The sequence below is a fragment of the Alloalcanivorax sp. C16-1 genome, assembly GCF_046507805.1.
GTDB lineage: Bacteria > Pseudomonadota > Gammaproteobacteria > Pseudomonadales > Alcanivoracaceae > Alloalcanivorax.
The window spans coordinates 1-22,391 of sequence record NZ_JBKFTK010000011.1 but is presented as its reverse complement, the minus strand read 5'-3'; the positions used below and the strand labels follow the sequence as shown (position 1 = coordinate 22,391).

Genomic DNA, 22,391 nt, shown 5'->3' with positions numbered 1-22,391 from the left:
TGAGGATCGGGATATCATGGCCGGCGCGCGATCACGATAATAAAAGCGCCCGGGGGCGCGATCATGGGGATGCGTGGATGAGCGGGTTGAACAATCTGTCCGTGCGGCTGAAGATTCTGTCCGTGGCGGCGCTGGGGGTGTTCCTCTTCCTGGCTTACTTTCTCTACAGCTATTACATCGCGGAAACCAATATCCACCACCTGCAGCGGGTGGAGCAGCATGACTTCCCGGTGCTGGAGCTGGTCAACGCCAACAACGTGGAGTTCCGCAGCATCAGCGCCGCCTTCGATGGCGCCATCAACCGCATTGATGGCGAGGCGCTGACCAAGGCGCGGGAACGCTCCGACCGCTTCCTGGAACGGCTCGGCGACATCGAACGGCTGGATCCGGACCTGGGGCCCCAGGTGGACGCCCTGCGAGCCGCCTTTCTCGCCTATTTCAGCAGCGCCGACGCCCTGGCCCACGATCTGATCGAGGACCCGGTGGCGATGCTCGACGGCTTCGAGCGCATCCAGGCCCTGCGCGCCCAGCAGACCGAGTACGAAGAGGCCCATAACGCCTTCGAGGCGGAGCGCTACGCCAGCTTCCGGGCCACTCTCAACGCCAGCCGCGAGGACAACAAGAGCACCCAGCGCATCGGGCTGGTGCTGGGCGCCATCGCCTTCACGCTGCTGGGGCTGATCGCGCTGCGCGTCACCCGCGCCATCACCCGCCCCCTGGAAGACGCGGTCAGCGCCGCCGACAGCATCGCCGGCGGCAACTGGGAGACCGAGATTCGCAGCGACAGCCGTGACGAGACCGGCCATCTGATCCGTGCCATCCGCAAGATGCGCGATGCCCTGAAGACACGCAGTGAGGAGCAGAGCCGCCAGGAGCGGGTCAAGAATCAGCTCGCCGAACTGAACGCGCTGATGCGCGGCGAGATGACGCTGGAACAGCTAGGCCGCAATCTGCTCGGCTATCTGGTGCCGGCGCTGAACGCCCAGGTGGGCGCGTTCTATACCTGGGACGAGGACAGCGCCCGCCTGAGCCTGAGCAGCGCCTACGCCATGCAGCGCCGCAAACAGCTGGCCAACGGCTTCGCCCTGGGCGAATCCCTGGTGGGGCAGTGCGCGCTGGAAAAGAAAAGCATCGTGCTGGAACAGGTGCCCGAGGAATACATGATCGTCGGCTCCGGCACCGGCAACGCGGTACCGCGCAACGTGGTGGTGCTGCCGGTGTTGCACGACGACGAGCTCAAGGGCGTGCTGGAAGTGGGCGCCTTCGAGCGGTTCGACGACCAGGCGCTGACCTTTCTGGAGCAGGGCGCGGCGGTGATCGCGGTGGCCCTGCACAGTGCCCAGAGCCGCTTGCGGCTGGCGGCCATGCTCGACCGCACCCGTGAGCAGGCGCGCGCCCTGGAAGAACAGAAAGAGGAAATGGCCAGGGTCAATCAGGACCTGGAAGAACAGGCCATGGAGCTGTCCGCCTCGGAATCGCGGCTGCAGCAGCAGCAGGAAGAACTGCGCGCCATCAACGAGGAGCTGGAATCCCAGACCCAGGCGCTGCGCGCCTCGGAAGAATCCCTGCAGGCCCAGCAGGAAGAACTGCGCGTCACCAACGAGGAGCTGGAGGCCCAGGCCAAGCTGCTCGGCGAGCAGAAAACGGAAATGGCCGACAAGAACCAGGAGCTGGAGCTGCTGCACCGGGAACTGGAAGACAAGCTCAAGGAACTGGAGCTGTCGTCGCGCTACAAGTCCGAGTTCCTGTCCACCATGTCCCACGAGCTGCGCACCCCGCTCAACTCGATCCTGATTCTGTCCAACGCCCTGGGTCAGAACAAAAAAGGCAACCTGGACGAGAAGCAGGTGGAACATGCCCAGGTGATCCATTCCGCCGGCGCCGATCTGCTGTCGCTGATCAACGATATCCTCGACATCTCCAAGATCGAGGAAGGCAAGATGGATGTGGTGGTGGATCCCATCGCGCCGGCGGAACTGGGCGACCACTTCCGCCGGCACTTTTCCCATGTGGCGGAAAACCGGGGCGTGGAATTCCGGGTGGCCCTGGGCGACGACCTGCCGGCGCATTTCTACACCGACCGCCAGCGTTTGGAACAGATTCTCAAGAACCTGCTGTCCAACGCCCTCAAGTTCACCGAGGACGGCAGCGTCACCCTGGGCGTGCATCGCCCGGGACCGGACGAACGGGTACCGGGCCGGCTGGACCCGGCGGCCACCCTGAAATTCTCGGTCACCGACACCGGCGTGGGCATTCCCGAGGACAAGCAGAAACTGATCTTCGAGGCCTTTCAGCAGGCCGACGGCACCACCAGCCGCAAATACGGCGGCACCGGCCTGGGCCTGACCATTTCCCGGGAACTGGCGCGCCTGCTGGGCGGTGAAATCGGCCTGCGCAGCGACGGGCCGGGGCAGGGCGCCACCTTCACCCTGTACCTGCCGGAGGGAACGGCGGAGCAGGCCGAGGCCGGCCCGGTGCCGCCGGAGGCCATGGACGTGGGCGCCAACGCCGAGGCGCACACCGCGCCCAACCTGCCGTTCGCCGAGCAGGACGAGGACTACGTGGTGCGCGAGAAAACCGTGCTGGTGGTGGAGGACGACCGGGAGTTCGCCCATGTGCTGGTGGATCTGGCGGCGGATTACGGCCTGGAGAGCCACGTCTGCCACGACGGTGAAAGCGGCCTGGAGTTCGCCCGCCGGTACCGGCCCAGCGCCATTATTCTCGACATTGGCCTGCCGGGCATCGACGGCTGGGAAGTGATGGAAAAGCTCAAGGCGGACCCGCGCACCCAGGACATCCCGGTGCATTTCCTGTCCGGCAAGGACGAGCGCAAGAAGGCGCTGGACCTGGGCGCCATCGATTTTCTCGCCAAGCCGGTGAACCAGGACCAGATCCTCAAGGCGTTCGCCAAGATCGAATCCGCCATCGAAACCAATGTGCGGCGGCTGCTGGTGGTGGAGGACAGTGAAATCCAGCACCGCAGCATCCGCGAATTGTTTGATCAGAAGGGCGTGCAGATCACCGCCGTGACCAGCGGCGCCGAGGCGCTGGCGGCGCTGGGCGAGACCGTCTTCGACTGCATGATCCTGGACCTGACCCTGCCGGACATGAGCGGCTTCGAGCTGCTCGAAAAGCTGCACGCCAACGACCGCTACGAGGCGGTGCCGGTGGTGATCTATACCGGCAAGGACCTGACCCGGGACGAGGAGGCACGGCTGCGCAAATACGCCGACCGCATCATTCTCAAGACCGAGCGCTCCCACGAGCGGCTGCTCAACGAGGCGTCCCTGTTCCTGCACTGGCTGGAATCCACCCTGCCGTCCCACCGGCGCGGCGGCCCGGGCATGATCGAGCACCGCGACGACATCTTCGAGGGCAAGAAGCTGCTGCTGGTGGACGACGACATGCGCAATATCTACGCCTTGTCCGCCCAGCTGGAAGAGCTCGGTTTCCAGATCAGCATCGCCAACAATGGCCGCGAGGCACTGGACGCGTTGGAGGAGAGCCCGGACTACGACATCGTGCTGATGGACATCATGATGCCGGAAATGGACGGCTACGAGGCGATGGGGCGGATTCGCCAGCAGCCCCGGTTCGCGGCCCTGCCGATCCTGGCGCTCACCGCCAAGGCGATGAAGGACGACCGCGCCCAGTGCCTGGACGCCGGCGCCAACGACTACTGCTCCAAGCCCATCGACATGAGCAAGCTGACCTCGCTGATGCGGGTGTGGCTGCATAAATGAACGGAGACCCGGCCGTGCAAGCGGATTCGCCGATCAATGACGACCAGGTGCACCTGGAGGACATCGAGATCCGCCTGTTGCTGGAGGCGATCTACCAGCTTTACGGCTACGATTTCCGCTCCTACAGCCAGGCTTCGATCCGCCGGCGGGTGATGCACCGGCTGACCCTGTCCGGCTTCGCCACGGTGCTGCAGATGACCGAGCGGGTGCTGCGCGACCGCGCCTTCTTCGTCACCCTGCTCAATGACCTCACCATCAACGTCACCGAGATGTACCGCGACCCGGAGTTCTACCAGGCGTTTCGCGATGAAGTGGTGCCGGTGCTCAAGACCTTCCCGTTCATCAAGATCTGGCACGCCGGCTGCGCCACCGGCGAGGAAATCTATTCCATGGCGATCCTGCTGGAAGAAGAGGGCCTGTACGACCGCGCCATGCTGTACGCCACCGACATCGACAAGAACGTGCTGGCGGCGGCCCGCAAGGGCATCTATCCGATCCACGCCTTCAAGCAGTACGCGGACAACTACCGCCGCGCCGGTGGCCGCCGATCGCTCAGTGATTACGCCACCGCCCGCTACGACAGCGTGATCATGGAGCAGCGCCTGAAACGCAATATCGTGTTCGCCGACCACGACCTGGCCACCGATCAGGTGTTCGGCGAAATGCATGTGATACTCTGCCGCAATGTGCTGATTTACTTCGACCGGTCGCTGCAACAGCGGGTATTCCGCCTGTTCGGCGACAGCCTGGACCTGGGCGGGTTCCTGTGCCTGGGCACCAAGGAGAGCCTGCGTTTCAGCGGCGACGAGGAGGCCTTCGAGGTGGTCAACAAACCGATGCGGATTTTCCGCAAGCGACAACCGCGTCATAACGCCTGAGTTCGAGACAAACCATGATCGAGCAGAAACTGTTGTTGGTCGACGATCAACCCGCCAATCTGGTCTCGCTGGAAGCCGTCCTGGAAGAGGACGGGCGCACCCTGCTGAAGGCCGAGTCCGGGCAGGACGCGCTGAAGATTCTGCTCAAGGAAGACATCGCCCTGGTGCTGCTGGACGTACAGATGCCCGGCATGGACGGCTTCGAGGTGGCCGAGCTGATGCGCCAGCGCAAGGACACCCAGACCATCCCGATCATCTTCGTCACCGCCATCAGCAAGGAAAAAAAGTACGTGTTCAAGGGCTATCAGGCCGGGGCGGTGGATTATCTGTTCAAGCCGCTGGACCCGCTGATCCTCAAGAGCAAGGTGAATTTCTTCCTGCAGCTGGATCGTCAGCGCCGGGAGCTGCAGGCCAAGCTGAAGGAGGCCCAGGCCCACCGTGCCGCCTATGAGGCGGAGAAGCGCAATCGCGGCGGCCAGGGCTGAACGCGCGTCGGGCGCGATGGTGGTGAGAACGAATGGGGTCGATCAAGGCGGTGGTGATGGGCGCCTCCTGGGGCGGGTTGAATGCCTATTCGCGCATTCTTTCCAGCTTGCCGGAGCGCTTTCCCGCCGCCATCATGTTGGTCCAGCATCAGAACGCCAGCGCCGACAATCGCCTGGCCTGGCTGCTGTCGCGCTACTGCCGCCTGCCGGTGGTGTCGCCGAATGATAAAGAAAGGATCCGGGCCGGCCATGTCTATGTGGCCCCGCCGGGCTATCACATGCTGGTCGATGCGGATGACACCATCGCCTTGACCGTTTACCGGCCGGTGCATTTTTCACGGCCGTCCATTGATGAACTGTTCTTTTCCGCGGGTCATGTCTATGGCAAAAATGTCATAGGGTTGATCCTGACCGGTGCCAACGAGGACGGCTCCGCCGGCCTTGATTACATCCGCCGGCGCGGCGGGCTGACACTGGCCCAGTCGCCAGCGGGCAGCGAGGCGCCGGTGATGCCGGAGGCGGCCATCGCCCTGGGCGCCGTCCGTCAGGTGCTCGATCTGGAGCGGATCGGCCCCTTTTTGGTGGACTGCCTGGAAAAATCCGGTCGGAAGACGGGGCGCCGGGAAGAGTGAACAGTGGGGCTGGGTTGCGCAATGAATAAGCAGAATATCCTGGTCGTCGACGACCACCGGGAGAACCTGATCGCCATGGAGGCGTTGCTGGACGGGGAGGGCCGCCAACTGATCATGGCCGGCTCCGGCAACGAGGCGCTGGCACTGGCGCTCAAGCACGATTTCGCGTTGATTCTGCTGGACGTGCAGATGCCGGAAATGGACGGTTTCGAAGTGGCGCAACTGATGCGTCAGAACCGCAAGACCCGCCACATTCCGATCATTTTCGTCACCGCCATTTCCAAGGAACAGAAGTACGTCTTCCAGGGCTATCGCAATGGCGCGGTCGACTATCTGTTCAAGCCCGTGGACGAACGGATTCTCGACGCCAAGGTCAATGTATTCCTGGAGCTGGACCGGCAACGTCGCAAGCTGCAGCAGGCGGTGGTGCAGATGAAGCGCCTCAAGGATGAGAACGAGCGTCTGCTGCATGCCCTCGGCGAAGCGGTGATCGGCGCCGACGCGGAGGGCCGGGTGACCTTCTGCAACGCCTCGGCGGCGGCCCTGCTCAACGCCGACCGCGACGCCCTGCTGGGCGGCCCGGTGTCGGACCTGCTGGCCGCCGGTGGCGCGCCGGCCTGGGCCGGTCCGGTGCCGGCGCCCTGCGTGGAAGGGCGGCACTGGGAAGAGGACCTGGACGTGTATCCATACGGTCATGAAGAGCCGTTACCGTTGCGCGTCCACGCCAACCCGGTGCGCCGCGAAGGCGGGGCCTTTACCGGCGTGGTGTTGATGCTGCGGCGGCGGGACGAGGAGGGCGCCGGCGACGGTCGCCGGGAGCGGCGCCGCTGGCCGCGCAAGCGCATGTTCCATGAACTGGTGGTGTTCGATCGCGGCACCGGTGGTAATGTGGGCAGGCTGATCAACCTGGGCGCCGGCGGCTTCAAGCTGTTGCTGCGCCGCCACGTGGCGCCGGGGGAACAACTGGAACTGGGCATGGTATTGCCGGACCAGATCGGCGGGGTCAACACCATGAGTTTCAACGCCCGGGTGGTGTGGAGCGAGGGCCTGGACGAGCCGGGCGAATACCACGCCGGCTTCCAGTTCCTGGATCTCTCCGAGGCCAACGGCGAGATCATCGAGATACTCATGGAACGGTATTGAAGGATATTGAGGGGTTATGAGCGAAGCACTGGTCGAGCACACCGAAGCGGTGGAGGACAACGACGGCGGACCGCAACTGCTGCCGTACGGGTTCGCGCGGCGCTTCGGCGTGCTGCTGAGAGAAAAGGACGGCCGCCGCGAATTGTGCTGCCGGGAAGACGTGTCCCTGCAGGCGCTGGCCGAGGTGCAGCGCTGGCTGGGTGGGTTGCCGCCGATCGTGCGCCTGGACGAGGGCGCCTTCGCCGCCGCCATGGCGCTCACCTATGAGCAGCAGCGCGGCGCCGCCGCCGAGGCCGCCGACAACCTGGAAGGGTTGGATCTGGCCAGCCTGGCGGATTCCCTGCCGGAAACCTCGGACCTGCTGGAGCAGGAAGACGACGCGCCCATCATCCGGCTGATCAACGCCCTGTTCCAGGAAGCGATCCGCGAGAACGCCTCGGACATTCACATCGAAACCTTTGAAAAGCGGCTGGTGGTGCGCATGCGCGTGGACGGCGTGCTGCGCGAGGTGCTGACCCCGAAACGGGAACTGGCGCCGTTGCTGGTGTCGCGGATCAAGGTCATGGCGCGGCTCGACATCGCCGAGAAACGGATTCCGCAGGATGGTCGTATCTCCCTGCGCCTGGGCGGGCGCGACGTGGACGTGCGGGTCTCCACCATGCCGTCCAGCAACGGCGAGCGGGTGGTGCTGCGTCTGCTCGACAAGCAGGCCGGGCGACTGCAGGTGGCGCACCTGGGCATGGGCGAAGTGTGCGACAACCACATGCGCGAGCTGATCCACAAACCCCACGGCATTATTCTGGTCACCGGGCCCACCGGTTCCGGTAAGACCACCACCCTGTACGCCTCGCTCACCGAACTGAACGACTCTTCGCGCAATATCCTCACCGTCGAGGACCCCATCGAATACCAGCTCGAAGGCATCGGCCAGACCCAGGTCAACACCAAGGTGGACATGACCTTCGCCCGCGGGCTGCGCGCCATTCTGCGTCAGGACCCGGACGTGGTGATGGTGGGCGAGATCCGTGACCTGGAAACCGCCGAGATCGCCGTGCAGGCGTCGCTCACCGGTCACCTGGTGCTTTCCACCCTGCACACCAATACCGCGGTGGGCGCGGTGACCCGTTTGCAGGACATGGGCATCGAACCCTTCCTGCTTTCCAGTTCCCTGCTCGGCTCCCTGGCCCAGCGGCTGGTGCGGGTGCTGTGCGACGACTGCAAGCAGCCTTATGCGCCCTCCGACGGCGAGCGTCAGTTGCTCGGGCTGGCACCGGATCAGCAGGTCACGCTCTATCACCCGACCGGCTGCGAGCACTGCAACCATCAAGGCTACCGGGGCCGAACCGGTATCTATGAGCTGGTGGTGATCGACGACGTGATGCGCGAGTTGATTCACGAACGGGCCGGCGAATTGCGCCTGGCCCGTCATGCCCGCACCCTGACGCCGAGCATCCGCGAGGACGGCTGGCGCAAGGTGCTGGCCGGCGACACCAGCATCGAAGAAGTGCTGCGCGTCACGAAGGAAGACTGATGCCCGCGTTCGAATATCGTTCCCTGGATCACCGGGGCAAGGTCAAACGGGGCACGCTGGAAGCGGACAGCGCCCGGCAGATTCGCCAGCAACTGCGCGACAAGGGCTGGGTGCCCCTGGAAGTCACCGAGGCCCGCGACCGGCAGAGCGGCGGTGGGCTGTCCGCCCGCCTGTCCGCCACCGGCAAGCTCAAGGGCGGCGAACAGGCCCTGATCACCCGCCAGTTGGCGACCCTGCTCAAGTCCGGCCTGCCGGTGGAGCAGGCCCTGTCGGCGGTGGCCCGGCAGTCCGGCCATGTGCGGGTGGAAAAGATCATCCTGGCGGTGCGCGGCAAGGTGCTGGAGGGCTACAGCCTGGCCCGCGCCCTGGCCGAATACCCCCGCGCCTTCCCGGAGATGTACCGGGCCACGGTGGCGGCCGGCGAACAGAGCGGCCACCTGGAGCAGGTGCTGGAGCAGCTGGCCGACTATCTGGAAACCCGTGACGACACCGGTCGTTCGGTGAGCCAGGCGATGATTTATCCGGCCTTCATCATGATCTTCTCGGCGCTGGTGATCGGCTTCCTGATGGCCTTCGTGGTGCCCAAGATGGTGGCGGTGTTCGCCAACCGGGACCAGGCCCTGCCGTTCATCACCGTGGCGGTGATCGCCCTCAGCGACTTCGTGCGCGCCTGGGGCTGGCTGCTGGCGCTGGCGGTGATCGGCGCGGTGGTGGCCTTCACCCGCGCCATGCGCCAGCCGGCGTTCCGCATGCGGGTGCACCGGCGGTTGGCCGCCATGCCCCTGATCGGCACCATGATGCGCGCCTCCGACAGCGCCCGGCTGGCCAGCACCCTGGGTATCCTCGGCCGCTCCGGGGTGCCGCTGGTGGATGCCCTGTTCATCGCCGCCCAGGTGGTCGGCAATCTGGCGATCCGCCAGGCGGTGGTCAACGCCGCCGCCCGGGTGCGCGAAGGCGGCAGCCTGAGCAGGGCGCTGGAAAACAGCGGCTACTTTCCGCCCATGCTGGTGCAGATGATCGCCAGTGGGGAAGCCAGCGGCGAGCTGGACAACATGCTCTCTCGTGCGGCGGATTATCAGGAACGGGAACTCACCAGCACGGTCCAAACCATGGTCGGGCTGCTGGGGCCGATGATGCTGCTGATGATGGCCGGCTTCGTGATTCTGATCGTACTGGCGGTGATGCTGCCCATCATGCAGATGAACAATTTCATGGCGGGTTAGGAGACGCCCCGTCCACAAGGAAGTCTCTTCAGACAATACAAAAGGTGAATCATGAAAACGATGCAACGGGCTCAGGGCGGCTTCACCCTGCTGGAAATCATGGTGGTGGTGGCCATCATCGGTCTGCTGGCGGCGATGATCGTTCCCAATGTGATCGGCCAGGGGGAACAGGCCAAGGTGGACATCGCCAAGACCAATATGTCGCGAATCGTCCAGCAGCTCGACATGTACAAGTTCAACAACGGCACCTATCCCACCACCGAGGAGGGCATCAGCGCGCTGGTGGAACGGCCGGCGTCCGCCAAGAAATGGCCGGAAGGCGGCTATCTGCCGAGCATGCCGGAAGACCCCTGGGGCAATGAGTACATCTACATCAGCCCCGGCGTGGACGGGCCCTTCGACCTGTACTCCCTGGGCGCGGACGGCGCCGAGGGCGGTGACGGCACCGACGCCGACATCAGCTGGCGCGACAAGGGCAACTGATCGCCGCCATGGCAGTACGGCGCGGCGGCCGGAGCCAGCGCGGCTTCACCCTGCTGGAAATCCTGGTGGTGGTGGGGCTGATCGCCATGCTTTCCCTGGCGGTGCTGGTGGTCCCGGTATGGATGGACGACGAACGCCAGCTCGATGACGAGATGGCGCGGTTCGCCGATGTCCTGACCCTGCTCAATGAGCAGAGCCTGTTCGGCGGTCGCCTGATGGCCCTGCGCCTCACCGACCAGAGCTGGACCCCGCTGGTCTACGACGTGGGCGAGCGCCGGTTCGTGCCGGCCCAGGGCAACGGTCTGCAGGCGCGGCGTCTGCCCGAGAGCCTGGAACTGACCTGGCAGCTGGACGACCTGCCGCGCGAGGACGAGGAGCAGCTGGGTCTGGATCAGGTGGCCGAGCGGCTGGTGTCCGACGACCCGTTCGGCGACGACCGGGGCCTGCTGTCGGACGAGCGCGACGAACGTCGTGACGGCAACGAAGACGACGAGGACCAGGACGAGGACAGCCTGCCGCAGGTGTTCTTCTTCCCCAGCGGCGAAACCACGCCGATCACCTTCACGATCCGCTCCCGGGGCGACATCGACCTGGAAAGCCGCCGCGCGCTCAGCGCCCTGGGCCGGGTCCGTGACCCGGAAAAAGAACAAGAGGAAGCGCTCACCGCGCCGGACGAAAAACCCGACGATTCGCTGATCGACGACGACTTCCTGGGGGACGACCGATGAACCTGTCGCGCCGGGCCGCCGGCCAGGGCGGCTTTACCCTGGTGGAAGTGATGCTGGCGGTGGCGATTCTGGCCCTGGCCATGGTGGCGCTGAGCCAGACGCTGGGCGCCAGTGCCATCGCCTACCGCTCCATCGACGACACCCGCCGGGCCTACATGGTGGCGGCGGACAAGCTGGTGGAACTGCAGGTCTACCAGGAGTGGCCCAACACCGGCACCAATGACAGCACGGTCACCGTGGGCGACCGGGAGTGGTGGGTGCGCACCACCATCAGCGCCGGCCCTTACCCGGACACCCGCCGGGTGGACATCGAGGTGGGCGAGATCATCGGCGACCAGCACCGGGACATGATGTACACCCTGGCCAGCCTGATCGGCAAACCGGCCGAGGAAGGGCAGGGCTTCCCCGGTGGCGGCGGTGGCAATGGTGGTGGCGGCGGCGGCAGCCAGGATCTGACGGAGGGATGATGAGACGCTCGACGGAGCGGGGCTTCACCCTGCTGGAAGTACTGATCACGGTGGCCATCTTCGCGATGATCTACGTGCTGGCGGTGGAGTTTCTCAACCGCGCCCTGGCCAACCGCGACATGCTCAGCGAAGGCGCCACCGAGCTGGAGGACATGCAACGGGCGGTCACCTACCTGACCCTGGATTTCGAGCAGATGATCGCGCGTCCGGTGCGCGACCCCTACGGCGATCCGCAACCGGCCATCTTCGGCCGCGACGACTACGTGGAGTTCACCCGCCTGGGCTGGGCCAACCCCTTCCAGCTGCGCCGCCGCAGCGAAATGCAGCGGGTCATCTACGCCCTGGAGGGCGACAAGCTTTATCGCCGCTACTGGCCGGTGCTGGACACCAACGTGGCCACCGAATACCAGCAGGACGTGCTGCTCGACAAAGTGGAGCGCTTCCAGGTGCGCTACCTGGACCAGGCCCAGGACGGCCGTTGGGACTGGCTGGAGTTCTGGCCGGAGCCGGCGATGATGAACACGCCGGTGTGGACCCAGCGGCTGCCCAAGAGCGTGGAAGTGGAAATCGAACTGGAAAGCGGGGAGCGCCTGCATCGCTTTTTCCGCACCGTGGTGAACCCATGGGCCGCCTGAGCGCGCGCCGCCGCCAGCAGGGCATGGCCCTGATCATCGTGCTGATGCTGTTCGCCATCATCGCGGCGATCACCACGGAAGTGATGTTCCGCCAGGACCGGTTCCGCACCCGCACCGAGAACCTGCTGGAGTGGGACAAACGCTATCAATACGCCATGGCCGCGGAGGTGGTGGCGGTGCAGGGCCTGATCGACGACCTGGACGCGGATCGCCAGGAAGGCGAGCAGCTGGACGACTGCGTGGACGAACAGTGGGCGGTGGAGCTGCCGCCCACCCCCTACGAGGACGCCATTCTCAGCGCCAGCGTCCAGGACCTGCAGGGGCGCTTCAACCTCAACTGGCTGGTCAACGCCCAGGGCACCGGCTTCGAGCGCGATGATCAGGCCCGGGACATGCTGCAGCGGCTGCTGGAGCAGACCCTGCCGGACCCGGGCAAGGCCAGCCTGCTGGCCAACCAGATGGCCGACTGGCTGGACAGCAACAACCTGGTGGACGCGGTGGAAGGCGCGGAAGACGCGGAATACCGGCTCAGCCGCACGCCCAATATGCCCGCCGCCCACGAGTCCGAACTGCGCGCGTTGCGCGATTTCCGGGTGGCGGACCTGTTCCCCGACGCCACCATGTGGGGCCTGTTCACGGCGCTGCCGGTGGACACCAAACTGAATGTGAACACGGCGCCGCTGCCGGTACTGGACGCGGTGCTCGGGCTCTATGCCGGCACCGAGGGCGCCAAGGTGGTGGAGCAGATGCGTCGGGAGGAACCGATCGCGGACGTGGCCACGCTGATGCAGCAGGCACCGTTCGCCGATCTGGAAGAGGCGCAGAAGCAACAACTCAGCGAACGCCTGGGCGTCTCCAGCGAATATTTCCAGGTGATGGTGGATGTGGAAGTGGCCGGCGATCTGAGTCGCCTGGTGAGCCGGGTAAGGCGCGCCGCCGGCGGCGGCGCGGACGGCACCCGGGTCTACAGCCGGCAGATCAAACCCCTGCTGGCGCCGCTCGAACCCGCCTGCAATCCCTTCTACAATGCGGGCGATGACAACAACAATGTGATAGACAGTATTCCAGGGACCTAAAGGATATTTATTTTGGCCGAATCAGCTTTGATCTATCTGGCCCCGGGGGCATTCAGCCAGCGCCAGGCGGACGGTCTGGACGCCGCCCCGGTGCTGCACCAGAGCGCGGCGGGGGAGACGCCGGCGCGGACCACCCTCGGCGACGCCCTGCGCGCGCAAGACGGCGCCGCCGCGCAACTGGTGATCACCAGCGCCGAGGCGCTGCTCACCGAGGTGGCGCTGTCGCGCAAGCAGGCCCGCCATCTGCAGCGGGTGCTGCCCTATCTGCTCGAGGAGCAGCTGCTGGAGGCACCGGAAAGCCTGTGGTTCGCCACCGGCAAGCCGGAGCAGGGGCGCTATCCGGTGGCGGTGATCAACCGGCACCATCTGGACGCGCTGCTGGCGCTGTGCCATGACGCCGGCGTGCGGCCCTCGGGGCTGAAGGTGGACGTGGACCTGCTGGCCCCGGAAACCCCGGTGCTGATCAGCGTGCCGGATTGGGGCGCGGTGATCCTGGAGCGGGACCAGGCGCTGGTGGCCGACGGCGCCCAGCGCGACGCCCTGATGGCCCTGCATCAGGACGAGGAGCAGCCCTTTACCCGCCTGGAAGACGACCTCACGCTTTGCGACCGGCTGCGCGCCGGTCTCACCGCCGAACGGGGCGTGGAGATTCTGCAGGGCGCCTACGCACCGCGCCAGACCCGCCGCGCCGGCCCGTCCCCCTGGGACCCCTGGAAGCCGGTGATGGGCCTGGCGGCGGCGGTGTTCCTGATCGCCCTGGCGGCCACCTGGGCCCAGCAGTGGCGCTATCAGCAGGCCGCCGACCAGGCCTTCGCCGACGCCGCCAAACTGTACCAGTCCCTGTTCCCCGGCGACCGCGCCACCTCCGGCCTGCGGCGCCAGTTCGAGGCGCGTCTGGCGCGCCTGGGCAGCGCCGGCGAGGGTGGCGGCAACAGTCTGTTCGCGGTGCTGCCGGCGGTGGCCACCACCCTGTCCGGCAGCGAAGTGGAGCCCAAGCGCATTCAGTTCGACCAGCGTGACGGCAGCCTGCTGCTGGATCTGGGCGCCAAGGAATACAACCAGGTGGAAAAACTGCAGACCGCCCTTCAGGAAAAGGGCGTGCGCGCCACCATCGCCAACTACCGCAACGGCGCCAGCGGCGTCACCGCGCGGGTCAAGGTGGAGCAGGCGGGATGAAACAACGGCTCAACGACACCCGGGCACAACTGAACAAGCGGCTGGCTCCGGCCCTTACCTGGTACCAGGAGCGGGAACCCCGCGAGCAGCGCATTCTGCAGCTGTTGGCGGTGCTGTTCGCGGTGGCGGTGATCTACTGGCTGATCTGGCAGCCCAGCTGGAACGCCCGCCAGGACGCCCGCCAGCGTTATCTCTCCAATCAGCAGACCCTGGCCTGGATCGAGGCCAACGCGGACGCGGTGCGCGCCGCCCGTGGCGGCGGCGGTCGCGACACCGCCCAACTGGGCAGCAACTGGGTCAGCGAAGTGAGCCGCTCGGCGCAGACCTATGGCCTGACCCTGCGCGGTTTCACCCCCAACGGCAACGACTCGGTGCGGGTGCAGCTGGAGAACCAGGAAGCCAGTGCGTTGCTGCTGTGGCTGCAATCCCTGGAAGAGCAGGGGCTGACCCTGACGACGCTGGAAATGAGCGCCGGCGACAAATCCGGCACCGCTTCTCTGCGGGCCACGCTTACCCGCTGAATGAGGGCACCCGCTGAATGAAGCCGACCCTGTCCCTTGTGCTGTGGGTCGGCTACGGCCTGGCCAGCCTGGTGCTGGCTTTGGGCCTGACCTGGGGCCTCTACGCGCAAACCGATTACGGCTACCGTTTCTGGTACGAGCAACTGGAAATCGGCGCCCATATCGACCGGTACGGGCCGATTAACCGCCACCACCGGCGCGACTTCGAGCGACTCGACGCCGCCACCCACCAGACGTTGTTCCATCGCATCCGGGTGGCCGTGCACGACGGCGGCCAGGGCCTGGAGGCGCTTTCCTACCAGGACCGTGACGGTCGCCGCATCCCGCTGCTGCGCCACGCGGAGGTGGTGCATCTGCGTGACGTGGCGCACCTGATCGAGCGGGGCCGGGCCCTGGTGTGGGCCGCCGCGCTGCTGTGGCTGCCACTGGCCTGGCTGGTGCTGCGCCGCCGGCCGCCCGGTGCGGGCACCTGGGCACTGGTCGCTGTGACCCCCGTGCTGGCTGTGATAGGTTGGCTCCTGGTGGCCGGCCCCACCGCGGTGTTCTACCAATTCCATATCTGGCTGTTTCCCGCCGACCATGAATGGTTTTTCTACTGGCAGGATTCACTGATGAGCACCCTGATGAAGGCGCCGGCACTGTTCGGTGGCATTGCCGTGGTACTGGTGGGGGGCACCCTGGTACTGACGCCGCTGCTGTACGGGGGCGGGCTGTGGTTGGCCCGGCGGGTTCGCGAACGACATCAATAAGTTTTCCATTCCATGAGCATCGAAACACTGCCCGCCGACCCGCTCGGCGGTGAGAACGTGCAGCGCTGGGCGGCTCGCGGGCTGCCGGTGCCGCCCGGCTGGCGCATCCACCGCGCGGACGTGGCGGGCCTCGGGCACGACGCGCTGATCCAGCGACTGGGCAGCTTGCCCGGCCTGTTCGCCGGCGACCGTTACTGGGTGCTGCACCAGGGCGCCATGAACGAAGGCTCCCAACGGGAAAGCCTGCTTAATCTGGACTCCGACGACGCCCTGGCCGCGGCCCTGGGGGCATTGTTTGGCCGCGACCCGGCGCCCTCCCAGGTGGTGGTGCAGGCGCTGCCGCGTCAGCGCGCCGCCGGGGTGCTGTTCACCCGCCACCCGCTGCGCCAGGACCTCTCCCATATGGTGGTGGAAGGGGTGGTGGACGGCGGCGCCGAACGCCAGCGGCTGATTTTCGACGACGCCGGCCGATTGGTGTACCACAGCGACACCGAGCGCGAGGCCCTGGAACAGGTGGTCGGCGGCGAGCGCCTGCTGGCCCTGGGTGAGCAGCTGCGTACCCTGTTCGACCGGCCCCAGGCCGGTGAGTGGGTGTTCGATGGCGAGACCCTGTGGTTGCTGCAGACCCTGCCGGTGGGTTCTCTGCCGGTACCGGAAGAGGTGTGGGTCCGCCGCGCCGCGCCGGCGCTGTTCAACCAGGCGGTGACGCCGCTCTGGTACACCCTGGCCGGCCGCTGGCTGAAGACCCGTTTCTGGGCGCCGCTGGCGGCCCGCCGGGGCTGGACCGACCTGGCACGGGTGGAGCCCTACCGTCGTCAGCACAGCCATCTGTACCGCAACGGCGAGTTCTTTCGCCGCCTGCTGCCGGATCATCCCGGCGCGGCCGACAAGGTGCCGCCGGCCTGGCAGCCGCCGGCCACCGACAACGGCCCGGCGCCGTCCACGCCCGGGCTGTGGCGGCGGGCGTGGATGGCCCTGGAACTGGCCAGGCTGGAGCGCCAGCTGCGCCGCTGGCGCGACCCGGCCACCGACCGGGAGCGGCTGTGGCGCGGGCTGATGGGCCTGGATCGACTGGGCGAGCGGCTGGCGCGGCTGGACGGCGAGCTGGCCTACCTGATCCTGCCCGATCTGCTGGCCGGTCGGCGCCGGCCCTTGCCGTTGGCGGCGTTGCTGGACGACGGTGAGGCACGGGTCCTGGGCGCGGTGCTGGCCGGCGACCAGGCCGTGCTGGACGCCAGTGATCTGCGCCCCGGCGCCGACCCGGTGCACGCGCCGCTGCGGGAAAAGCCCGCGCAATGGAGCAGCCTGCGGCCGGCGCGGCGCACCCTGGACCGGGCCGCCCAGCCCCTGCCGGCGCCCCTGGAGACCTGGCTGCCGTTGTGGCGCCGGGCCCGCCGCCTGCGTTTCGAACTGGGCGAACGATTGCGCCGGCTGCTGCGGGCGGTGGCGGCGGTGCGGGTCAACGAGGGCCTGCTGGCGCACCCGGACGACGTGTTCTTTCTCTATTTCGACGAGCTGTGGGCGCTGTGGATGGAGCGGCGGCTGCCGGCGTCCGCCGCCGGCGAGGTGCTCGGCCAGCGCAAGCTGCGCTACCTGGAAGACGCCCACGCCGGCGCGCCGGACTGGAAGATGGACCGCATCGGTTTCGGCTTCGGCGGCGGTGGCCGCCCCAGCCCGGTGCTGCGCGGCAGCGGCCTGTGCCCCGGTCGGGTGGAGGGCCCGCTGCGCCGGCTGTGCAGCGCCTGGGGCCTGAACCGCCTGCGGCCCGGTGACATCGTGGTGGTGGATCAGGTGGACCCGAGCTGGGTGCCCTGGCTGGCCCAGGCCGGCGGCCTGGTGATCGCCGGCCGCGACCCCTGCAACGCCGCCGCCGCCCTGGCGGTGGCCTGCGGCATCCCGGCGGTGTGGGGCGTCAGTGACGTTATGCACAGCGTCGTCGATGGGCAAGAGGCGGAGCTGGACGGCGAGGGCGAGTTGAAAGTAACGAGTTGAAAGTGAAAAGTTAAAACGCGGGTTGGGCCATTGCGGCAGGTAGGCCGTGCCCGCGTCGGCTTCAAGCTACAAGCTACAAGCTAAAACACAGTCCTGCTTGCAGCTTGCAGCTAATCTTCCACATACCCCAACAAATGCGGCACCATCCGTTCGATGTCCTTGCGGGTCATGCCCTTGCGGGCGGCGTAGTCGTCCATCTGGTCGCGGGCCAGCTTGCCGGTGCCGAAGTAGCGCGCCTGCGGGTGGGAGAAGTACCAGCCGGACACCGCCGCCGCCGGGAGCATGGCGTAGGATTCGGTGAGCGTCATGCCGGCGTTCTTCTCCGGTTCCAGCAACTCCCAGAGCAGGGCTTTCTCGGTGTGGTCCGGGCAGGCCGGGTAGCCGGGGGCCGGGCGGATGCCCCGGTATTTTTCCGAGATCATTTCCTCGTTGCTGAGGGTTTCGTCGGCGTCGTAGCCCCAGTATTCCTTGCGCACCCGTTCGTGCATGCGCTCCGCCAGGGCTTCCGCCAGGCGGTCGGCCAGGGCCTTGAGCATGATCGAGCTGTAATCGTCGTGGTCCGCCTCGAAGCGTTGCACGTGCTCGTCGATGCCGATGCCGGCGGTCACCGCGAAGCCGCCCAGCCAGTCCTGCTTGCCGCTCTCCTTGGGGGCGATGAAGTCGCTCAGGGCGTAGTTCGGCTTGTCGTTTTTCTTGCGGTCCAGTTGCTGGCGCAGGTGGTGCAGGGTCATGAACGGTTCCGCGTCGCCGGGCTGGCGATACAGCAGAATGTCATCCATGTCCGACTGCGCCGGCCAGAAGCCGATCACGCCGCGGGCGGTGAGCCATTTTTCCGCCACGATCCGGTCCAGCATGGCGCGGGCGTCGGCATAGAGCTTGGTGGCTTCCTCGCCGACCACGTCGTCGTCGAGAATGCGCGGAAACTTGCCGGCCAGTTCCCAGGAGCGGAAGAACGGCGTCCAGTCGATGCGCTCCACCAGGTCGTCCAGCGGATAATCGTCGAACACCTTGAGACCCTTCACCTTGGGTTCCGGCGGCGTGTAATCGCTCCAGTCCGGCTGAAAACGATTGGCGCGGGCGTCGTCGATGGCCACCAGGGAACGGTCCACCTGCTGCCGCTTGCGGCGTTCGCGCAGGTCTTCGTAGGTGCTCTTCACCTCGGCCACGTAGTCGCTGCGCTGGGTGTCCGACAGCAGCCGTGACACCACGCCCACCGCCCGGGAGGCGTCGGCCACATGGATCACCGGGTTGTGGTACTCCGGATCGATCTTCACGGCGGTGTGGATGCGGCTGGTGGTGGCGCCGCCGATCATCAGCGGCTGTTCCATGCCCAGGCGTTCCATCTCCGCCGCCACATGCACCATTTCGTCCAGGGACGGGGTGATCAGCCCGGACAGGCCGATGATGTCCACCTTTTCCTTTTTCGCGGTGTCCAGGATCTTGTCGCAGGGCACCATCACGCCCAGGTCGATGACCTCGTAGCCGTTGCACTGCAGCACCACGCCGACGATGTTCTTGCCGATGTCGTGCACGTCGCCTTTCACCGTGGCCATCAGGATGCGGCCGTTGGACTCGTCCTGGGTGCCCAGTTCTTCCTTTTCCTTCTCCATGAATGGCAGCAGATAGGCCACCGCCTTTTTCATCACCCGGGCGGACTTCACCACCTGGGGCAGGAACATCTTGCCCTCGCCGAACAGGTCGCCGACCACGTTCATGCCGTCCATCAGCGGGCCCTCGATCACGTGCAGGGGGCGCTCCGCGTTTTGCCGGGCCAGCTCGGTGTCGTCCTCCACGTGTTCGGTGATGCCCTTGACCAGGGCGTGCTCCAGCCGCTTCTCCACCGGCCAGGAGCGCCATTCCTGGTCTTCCTTCTTGACCTCCTTGTCGCCGGAATCCCGGTACTGCTCGGCCAGATCCAGCAGCCGCTCGGTGCCGTCCTCGCGGCGGTTGAGCACCACGTCCTCCACCGCGTTACGCAGTGCCTCGGGAATGTCCGCGTAGATCGCCAGCTGCGACGGATTGACGATGCCCATGTCCATGCCGGCCTTGATGGCGTGGTACAGGAACACGGCGTGGATCGCCTCGCGCACCGGATTGTTGCCCCGGAACGAGAAGCTCACGTTGGACACGCCGCCGGAGATCAGGGCGTGGGGCAGGGTGCGCTTGATCTCCGCCACCGCCTCGATGAAGTCCACCGCGTAGTTGTTGTGTTCCTCGATGCCGGTGGCGATGGCGAAGATGTTGGGGTCGAAGATGATGTCTTCCGGCGGGAAGCCCACTTCCTCGGTGAGCAATTTGTAGGCGCGGGTACAGATGCGCACCTTCTCGGCGCGGCTTTCCGCCTGGCCGTTCTCGTCGAAGGCCATCACCACGGCGGCGGCGCCGTAGCGGCGGATCAGCCGGGCCTGGTCGAGAAACTGCTGTTCCCCTTCCTTGAGCGAGATGGAGTTCACCACGCCCTTGCCCTGGATGCACTTGAGCCCGGCCTCGATCACCTCCCACTTGGAGGAGTCGATCATGATCGGCACCTTGGAGATCTCCGGCTCGGAGGCCACCAGATTCAGGAACCGCACCATGCAGTCCTTCGACTCCAACATGCCTTCGTCCATGTTGATGTCGATGATCTGGGCGCCGTTCTCCACCTGATCCCGGGCCACGTCCAGGGCGGTGTCGTAATCCTCTTCCTTGATCAGCCGCAGAAAACGCTTGGAGCCGGTGACGTTGGTACGCTCACCCACATTGACGAACAGCGAATCGGCGGCGATGTTGCACGGCTCCAGGCCGGACAGCCGACACTGCACCTCAATGTCCGGCAGCGCACGGGGGGCGCAATCCGCCACCGCCTCCGCCATGGCGGCGATGTGCTCCGGCGTGGTGCCGCAGCAGCCGCCGATGATGTTGAGAAAGCCTTTCTGCGCCCAGCCGCGAATCTCCCGGGCCATGGTGGCGGCGTCCAGGTCGTACTCGCCCATTTCGTTGGGCAGGCCGGCGTTGGGGTGGGCGGACACGGCGAACTCGCTGATCCGAGACAGTTCCTCCACGTAGGGCCGCAGCTCCATGGGGCCGAGGGCGCAGTTCAGGCCGATGGACAGCGGCCGGGCGTGGCGCAGGGAGTTGTAGAAAGCTTCCGTGGTCTGGCCGGTGAGGGTACGGCCGGAGGCGTCGGTGATGGTGCCGGAGATCATTACCGGCAGGTCCAGACCGTTTTCGTAGGCGTACTGATCCACGGCGAACACCGCCGCCTTGGCGTTCAGCGTATCGAAGATGGTTTCGATCAGGATCAGATCCGAGCCGCCTTCCACCAGGGCATGGGTGGCCTGCCGGTAAGCCGCCACCAGCTGGTCGAAACTCACCGCCCGGTAGCCCGGGTCGTTGACGTCCGGACTGATGCTCGCGGTGCGGTTGGTGGGGCCCAGCACCCCGGCCACGAAGCGGGGCCGCTCCGCCGTGGCCACCGCGTCGGCGGCGCGCCGCGCCACCCGGGCGGCGGCCAGGTTGATGTCATGGACCAGATCCTGCATATCGTAGTCCGCCATGGCGATGGACGTACTGTTGAAGGAGTTGGTCTCGATGATGTCGGCGCCGGCGTTCAGGTAATCCAGGTGCAACTGCTCGATCATTGCCGCCTGGGTGATGCTGAGCAGGTCGTTGTTGCCTTTCAGGTCGCAGTGCCAGTCCGCGTACTCGCTGCCCCGGTATTGCTCCTCGCTGAGCTTGAGTCGCTGGATCATGGTGCCCATGCCGCCGTCCAGGATCGTGATGCGATCACGGAGCAGGGCATTGAGGGCGTCGCGGCGTCGAGGGGCGGTCATGAAAGGCTCCTGAGGATTCGTAAGGCGCGCAGTATACCCGCAGCCGGCCCGGTTCCCCAAAGCGTGACGGCATCGGCGGGGGATTGCATCGCTTCGGTGTTGAAATGTAAAAAAGTGCGCTGCGGGTACAGGCGTCCGGCGCCTTTACGCATAATTGCCCCGCGTGCCATCACCCTATGGCGATTTCGCGGGTACTGAGAATTGGAGGAGTAATGCGCAAAAATTGGTTGGCCCTGGCGGCCTGCGGCGTGGCCATGGTGCCGGTGCTGTCCCTTGCCCAGGAGGCGGAGAACGCGGATCAGGAGACCGCTGAGGAACGGGCCTGGGACATCGAGGTGGAAGCCTCCTACCTGCTCAAGAGCGGCAACAGCAACTCCGAATCCATCGTGGGCAAGGCCAACGCCACCCATGAAGGCATCAACTGGCGCCAGACCGCCAAGGCGGAAAGCGTGAACACCGTGGGCGAGAACGACGACGGTGAGGAAGAGCGCACCGCCGAGCGCTACTACGCCTCCTACAAGCTGGACCGTAAGCTGGCGGACAACAACTACCTGTTCAACGTCCTCACCTACGACAAGGACACCTTCTCCGGCTATCAGTACCAGGCCAGCTACGCGCTCGGTCTGGGTCGTCGCTTTATCGACACCCCGGCGCACACCCTGGACCTGGAAGCCGGTCCCGGTTACCGCCTGGAGTGTCTGGAGCCGGAAACCGGCTATGCCAGCTGCGACGATAAGGAAGAGAGCCTGATCGGCCGTTTCGCGGGCAGCTACAAATGGAAGATCAGCGACACCGCGTCCTTCCGCCAGGATCTGAGCACCGAGGTGGGCGACGAGAACACCACCCTGCGTTCCGAGACGTCACTGACCTCCCGCATCAACGACCATTTCGCGCTGCGGCTGACCCACCTGGTGACCCGCGACTCGGAAGTCCCGGCCGGCACCCACAAAACCGACCAGGAAACCACCGCCTCCGTGGTCTACACCTTCTAAGCAGGCGGGGCGATCAATCGCGCTCCGGCGAGGCCGGCGCCTCCAGCGGGGGCGCGGCTCAGGGCGCGACGCCCTTCCGGGAACGCCGCGAGTACGTCCCTGTAGGCTCCCTTTCGAACGTCCTG

The 22,391-nt window shown here is 66.2% G+C and carries 18 protein-coding genes; 17 read left to right on the top strand and 1 reads right to left on the bottom strand.

The window, feature by feature from the left end:
* Window positions 1–77 precede the first annotated feature (77 nt).
* The 16 genes from ACLD0W_RS18325 to ACLD0W_RS18250 are packed head-to-tail and all read left to right on the top strand — an operon-like array spanning window position 78 to window position 17,462.
* Window positions 78–3,743: a response regulator gene (locus ACLD0W_RS18325; protein WP_410308889.1), complete on the top strand. Its 3,666-nt coding sequence runs from the start codon at window positions 78–80 to the stop codon at window positions 3,741–3,743.
* A gap of 14 nt (window positions 3,744–3,757) precedes the next feature.
* Window positions 3,758–4,621 carry a CheR family methyltransferase gene (locus tag ACLD0W_RS18320; protein WP_410308888.1) on the top strand — a complete coding sequence of 288 codons (864 nt, stop codon included), beginning with the start codon at window positions 3,758–3,760 and terminating at the stop codon, window positions 4,619–4,621.
* Window positions 4,622–4,635: 14 nt separating this feature from the next.
* On the top strand, window positions 4,636–5,106 hold the full coding sequence (locus tag ACLD0W_RS18315; RefSeq protein WP_410308887.1) for a two-component system response regulator: 471 nt from the start codon (window positions 4,636–4,638) through the stop codon (window positions 5,104–5,106).
* 32 nt (window positions 5,107–5,138) lie between these two features.
* On the top strand, window positions 5,139–5,738 hold the full coding sequence (locus tag ACLD0W_RS18310; RefSeq protein WP_410308886.1) for a chemotaxis protein CheB: 600 nt from the start codon (window positions 5,139–5,141) through the stop codon (window positions 5,736–5,738).
* 21 nt (window positions 5,739–5,759) lie between these two features.
* Window positions 5,760–6,881: a response regulator gene (locus ACLD0W_RS18305; RefSeq protein ID WP_410308885.1), complete on the top strand. Its 1,122-nt coding sequence runs from the start codon at window positions 5,760–5,762 to the stop codon at window positions 6,879–6,881.
* A gap of 16 nt (window positions 6,882–6,897) precedes the next feature.
* A complete protein-coding gene (gene gspE, locus ACLD0W_RS18300; protein WP_410308884.1) occupies window positions 6,898–8,412 on the top strand; it encodes a type II secretion system ATPase GspE in 1,515 nt (504 codons plus the stop codon).
* The gene (gene gspF / locus ACLD0W_RS18295; RefSeq protein WP_138771583.1) at window positions 8,412–9,635 is read left to right on the top strand and encodes a type II secretion system inner membrane protein GspF; all 1,224 of its coding nucleotides are present in this window, start codon (window positions 8,412–8,414) and stop codon (window positions 9,633–9,635) included. Before gspE ends, gspF begins: the two co-directional genes overlap by 1 nt.
* 51 nt (window positions 9,636–9,686) lie before the next feature.
* On the top strand, window positions 9,687–10,118 hold the full coding sequence (gene gspG / locus ACLD0W_RS18290) for a type II secretion system major pseudopilin GspG (protein WP_410308883.1): 432 nt from the start codon (window positions 9,687–9,689) through the stop codon (window positions 10,116–10,118).
* An 8-nt stretch (window positions 10,119–10,126) separates the two neighbouring features.
* Window positions 10,127–10,846: a type II secretion system protein gene (locus ACLD0W_RS18285; RefSeq protein WP_410308882.1), complete on the top strand. Its 720-nt coding sequence runs from the start codon at window positions 10,127–10,129 to the stop codon at window positions 10,844–10,846.
* Window positions 10,843–11,313: a type II secretion system minor pseudopilin GspI gene (gene gspI / locus ACLD0W_RS18280; RefSeq protein ID WP_410308881.1), complete on the top strand. Its 471-nt coding sequence runs from the start codon at window positions 10,843–10,845 to the stop codon at window positions 11,311–11,313. Before ACLD0W_RS18285 ends, gspI begins: the two co-directional genes overlap by 4 nt.
* Window positions 11,313–11,948, top strand: coding sequence for a type II secretion system minor pseudopilin GspJ (gene gspJ, locus ACLD0W_RS18275; protein ID WP_410308880.1), 636 nt, complete (start codon window positions 11,313–11,315; stop codon window positions 11,946–11,948). Before gspI ends, gspJ begins: the two co-directional genes overlap by 1 nt.
* Complete coding sequence (gene gspK / locus ACLD0W_RS18270) at window positions 11,936–13,024, top strand: type II secretion system minor pseudopilin GspK (protein ID WP_410308879.1); 1,089 nt, start codon at window positions 11,936–11,938, stop codon at window positions 13,022–13,024. The genes gspJ and gspK overlap by 13 nt, the downstream gene beginning before the upstream one ends.
* 12 nt (window positions 13,025–13,036) lie before the next feature.
* A complete protein-coding gene (gene gspL / locus ACLD0W_RS18265) occupies window positions 13,037–14,200 on the top strand; it encodes a type II secretion system protein GspL (protein WP_410308878.1) in 1,164 nt (387 codons plus the stop codon).
* Window positions 14,197–14,721 (top strand): type II secretion system protein GspM, encoded by a 525-nt coding sequence (gene gspM / locus ACLD0W_RS18260; RefSeq protein ID WP_410308877.1) that lies wholly within the window; start codon window positions 14,197–14,199, stop codon window positions 14,719–14,721. The genes gspL and gspM overlap by 4 nt, the downstream gene beginning before the upstream one ends.
* Before the next feature lie 17 nt (window positions 14,722–14,738).
* On the top strand, window positions 14,739–15,470 hold the full coding sequence (locus ACLD0W_RS18255; protein WP_410308876.1) for a DUF1461 domain-containing protein: 732 nt from the start codon (window positions 14,739–14,741) through the stop codon (window positions 15,468–15,470).
* Window positions 15,471–15,482: 12 nt separating this feature from the next.
* A complete protein-coding gene (locus ACLD0W_RS18250) occupies window positions 15,483–17,462 on the top strand; it encodes a PEP-utilizing enzyme (protein WP_410308875.1) in 1,980 nt (659 codons plus the stop codon).
* A gap of 110 nt (window positions 17,463–17,572) precedes the next feature.
* Here ACLD0W_RS18250 and metH read toward each other — a convergent pair whose 3' ends face one another.
* Window positions 17,573–21,274: a methionine synthase gene (gene metH / locus ACLD0W_RS18245; protein ID WP_410308874.1), complete on the bottom strand. Its 3,702-nt coding sequence runs from the start codon at window positions 21,272–21,274 to the stop codon at window positions 17,573–17,575.
* A 212-nt stretch (window positions 21,275–21,486) separates the two neighbouring features.
* Here metH and ACLD0W_RS18240 point away from each other — a divergent pair, with 212 nt between their 5' ends.
* The gene (locus ACLD0W_RS18240; protein ID WP_410308873.1) at window positions 21,487–22,266 is read left to right on the top strand and encodes a YdiY family protein; all 780 of its coding nucleotides are present in this window, start codon (window positions 21,487–21,489) and stop codon (window positions 22,264–22,266) included.
* Window positions 22,267–22,391: the final 125 nt, after the last annotated feature.

Coding starts and splice junctions, on each gene's coding strand:
- gspK (WP_410308879.1), top strand. CDS start 11,936: ATGGGCCGCCTGAGCGCGCGCCGCCGCCAGCAGGGCATGGCCCTGATC.
- gspI (WP_410308881.1), top strand. CDS start 10,843: ATGAACCTGTCGCGCCGGGCCGCCGGCCAGGGCGGCTTTACCCTGGTG.
- ACLD0W_RS18305 (WP_410308885.1), top strand. CDS start 5,760: ATGAATAAGCAGAATATCCTGGTCGTCGACGACCACCGGGAGAACCTG.
- ACLD0W_RS18240 (WP_410308873.1), top strand. CDS start 21,487: ATGCGCAAAAATTGGTTGGCCCTGGCGGCCTGCGGCGTGGCCATGGTG.
- gspM (WP_410308877.1), top strand. CDS start 14,197: ATGAAACAACGGCTCAACGACACCCGGGCACAACTGAACAAGCGGCTG.
- ACLD0W_RS18325 (WP_410308889.1), top strand. CDS start 78: ATGAGCGGGTTGAACAATCTGTCCGTGCGGCTGAAGATTCTGTCCGTG.
- ACLD0W_RS18310 (WP_410308886.1), top strand. CDS start 5,139: ATGGGGTCGATCAAGGCGGTGGTGATGGGCGCCTCCTGGGGCGGGTTG.
- metH (WP_410308874.1), bottom strand. CDS start 21,274: ATGACCGCCCCTCGACGCCGCGACGCCCTCAATGCCCTGCTCCGTGAT.
- gspE (WP_410308884.1), top strand. CDS start 6,898: ATGAGCGAAGCACTGGTCGAGCACACCGAAGCGGTGGAGGACAACGAC.
- ACLD0W_RS18285 (WP_410308882.1), top strand. CDS start 10,127: ATGGCAGTACGGCGCGGCGGCCGGAGCCAGCGCGGCTTCACCCTGCTG.
- gspF (WP_138771583.1), top strand. CDS start 8,412: ATGCCCGCGTTCGAATATCGTTCCCTGGATCACCGGGGCAAGGTCAAA.
- ACLD0W_RS18250 (WP_410308875.1), top strand. CDS start 15,483: ATGAGCATCGAAACACTGCCCGCCGACCCGCTCGGCGGTGAGAACGTG.
- gspG (WP_410308883.1), top strand. CDS start 9,687: ATGAAAACGATGCAACGGGCTCAGGGCGGCTTCACCCTGCTGGAAATC.
- ACLD0W_RS18315 (WP_410308887.1), top strand. CDS start 4,636: ATGATCGAGCAGAAACTGTTGTTGGTCGACGATCAACCCGCCAATCTG.
- gspJ (WP_410308880.1), top strand. CDS start 11,313: ATGAGACGCTCGACGGAGCGGGGCTTCACCCTGCTGGAAGTACTGATC.
- ACLD0W_RS18255 (WP_410308876.1), top strand. CDS start 14,739: ATGAAGCCGACCCTGTCCCTTGTGCTGTGGGTCGGCTACGGCCTGGCC.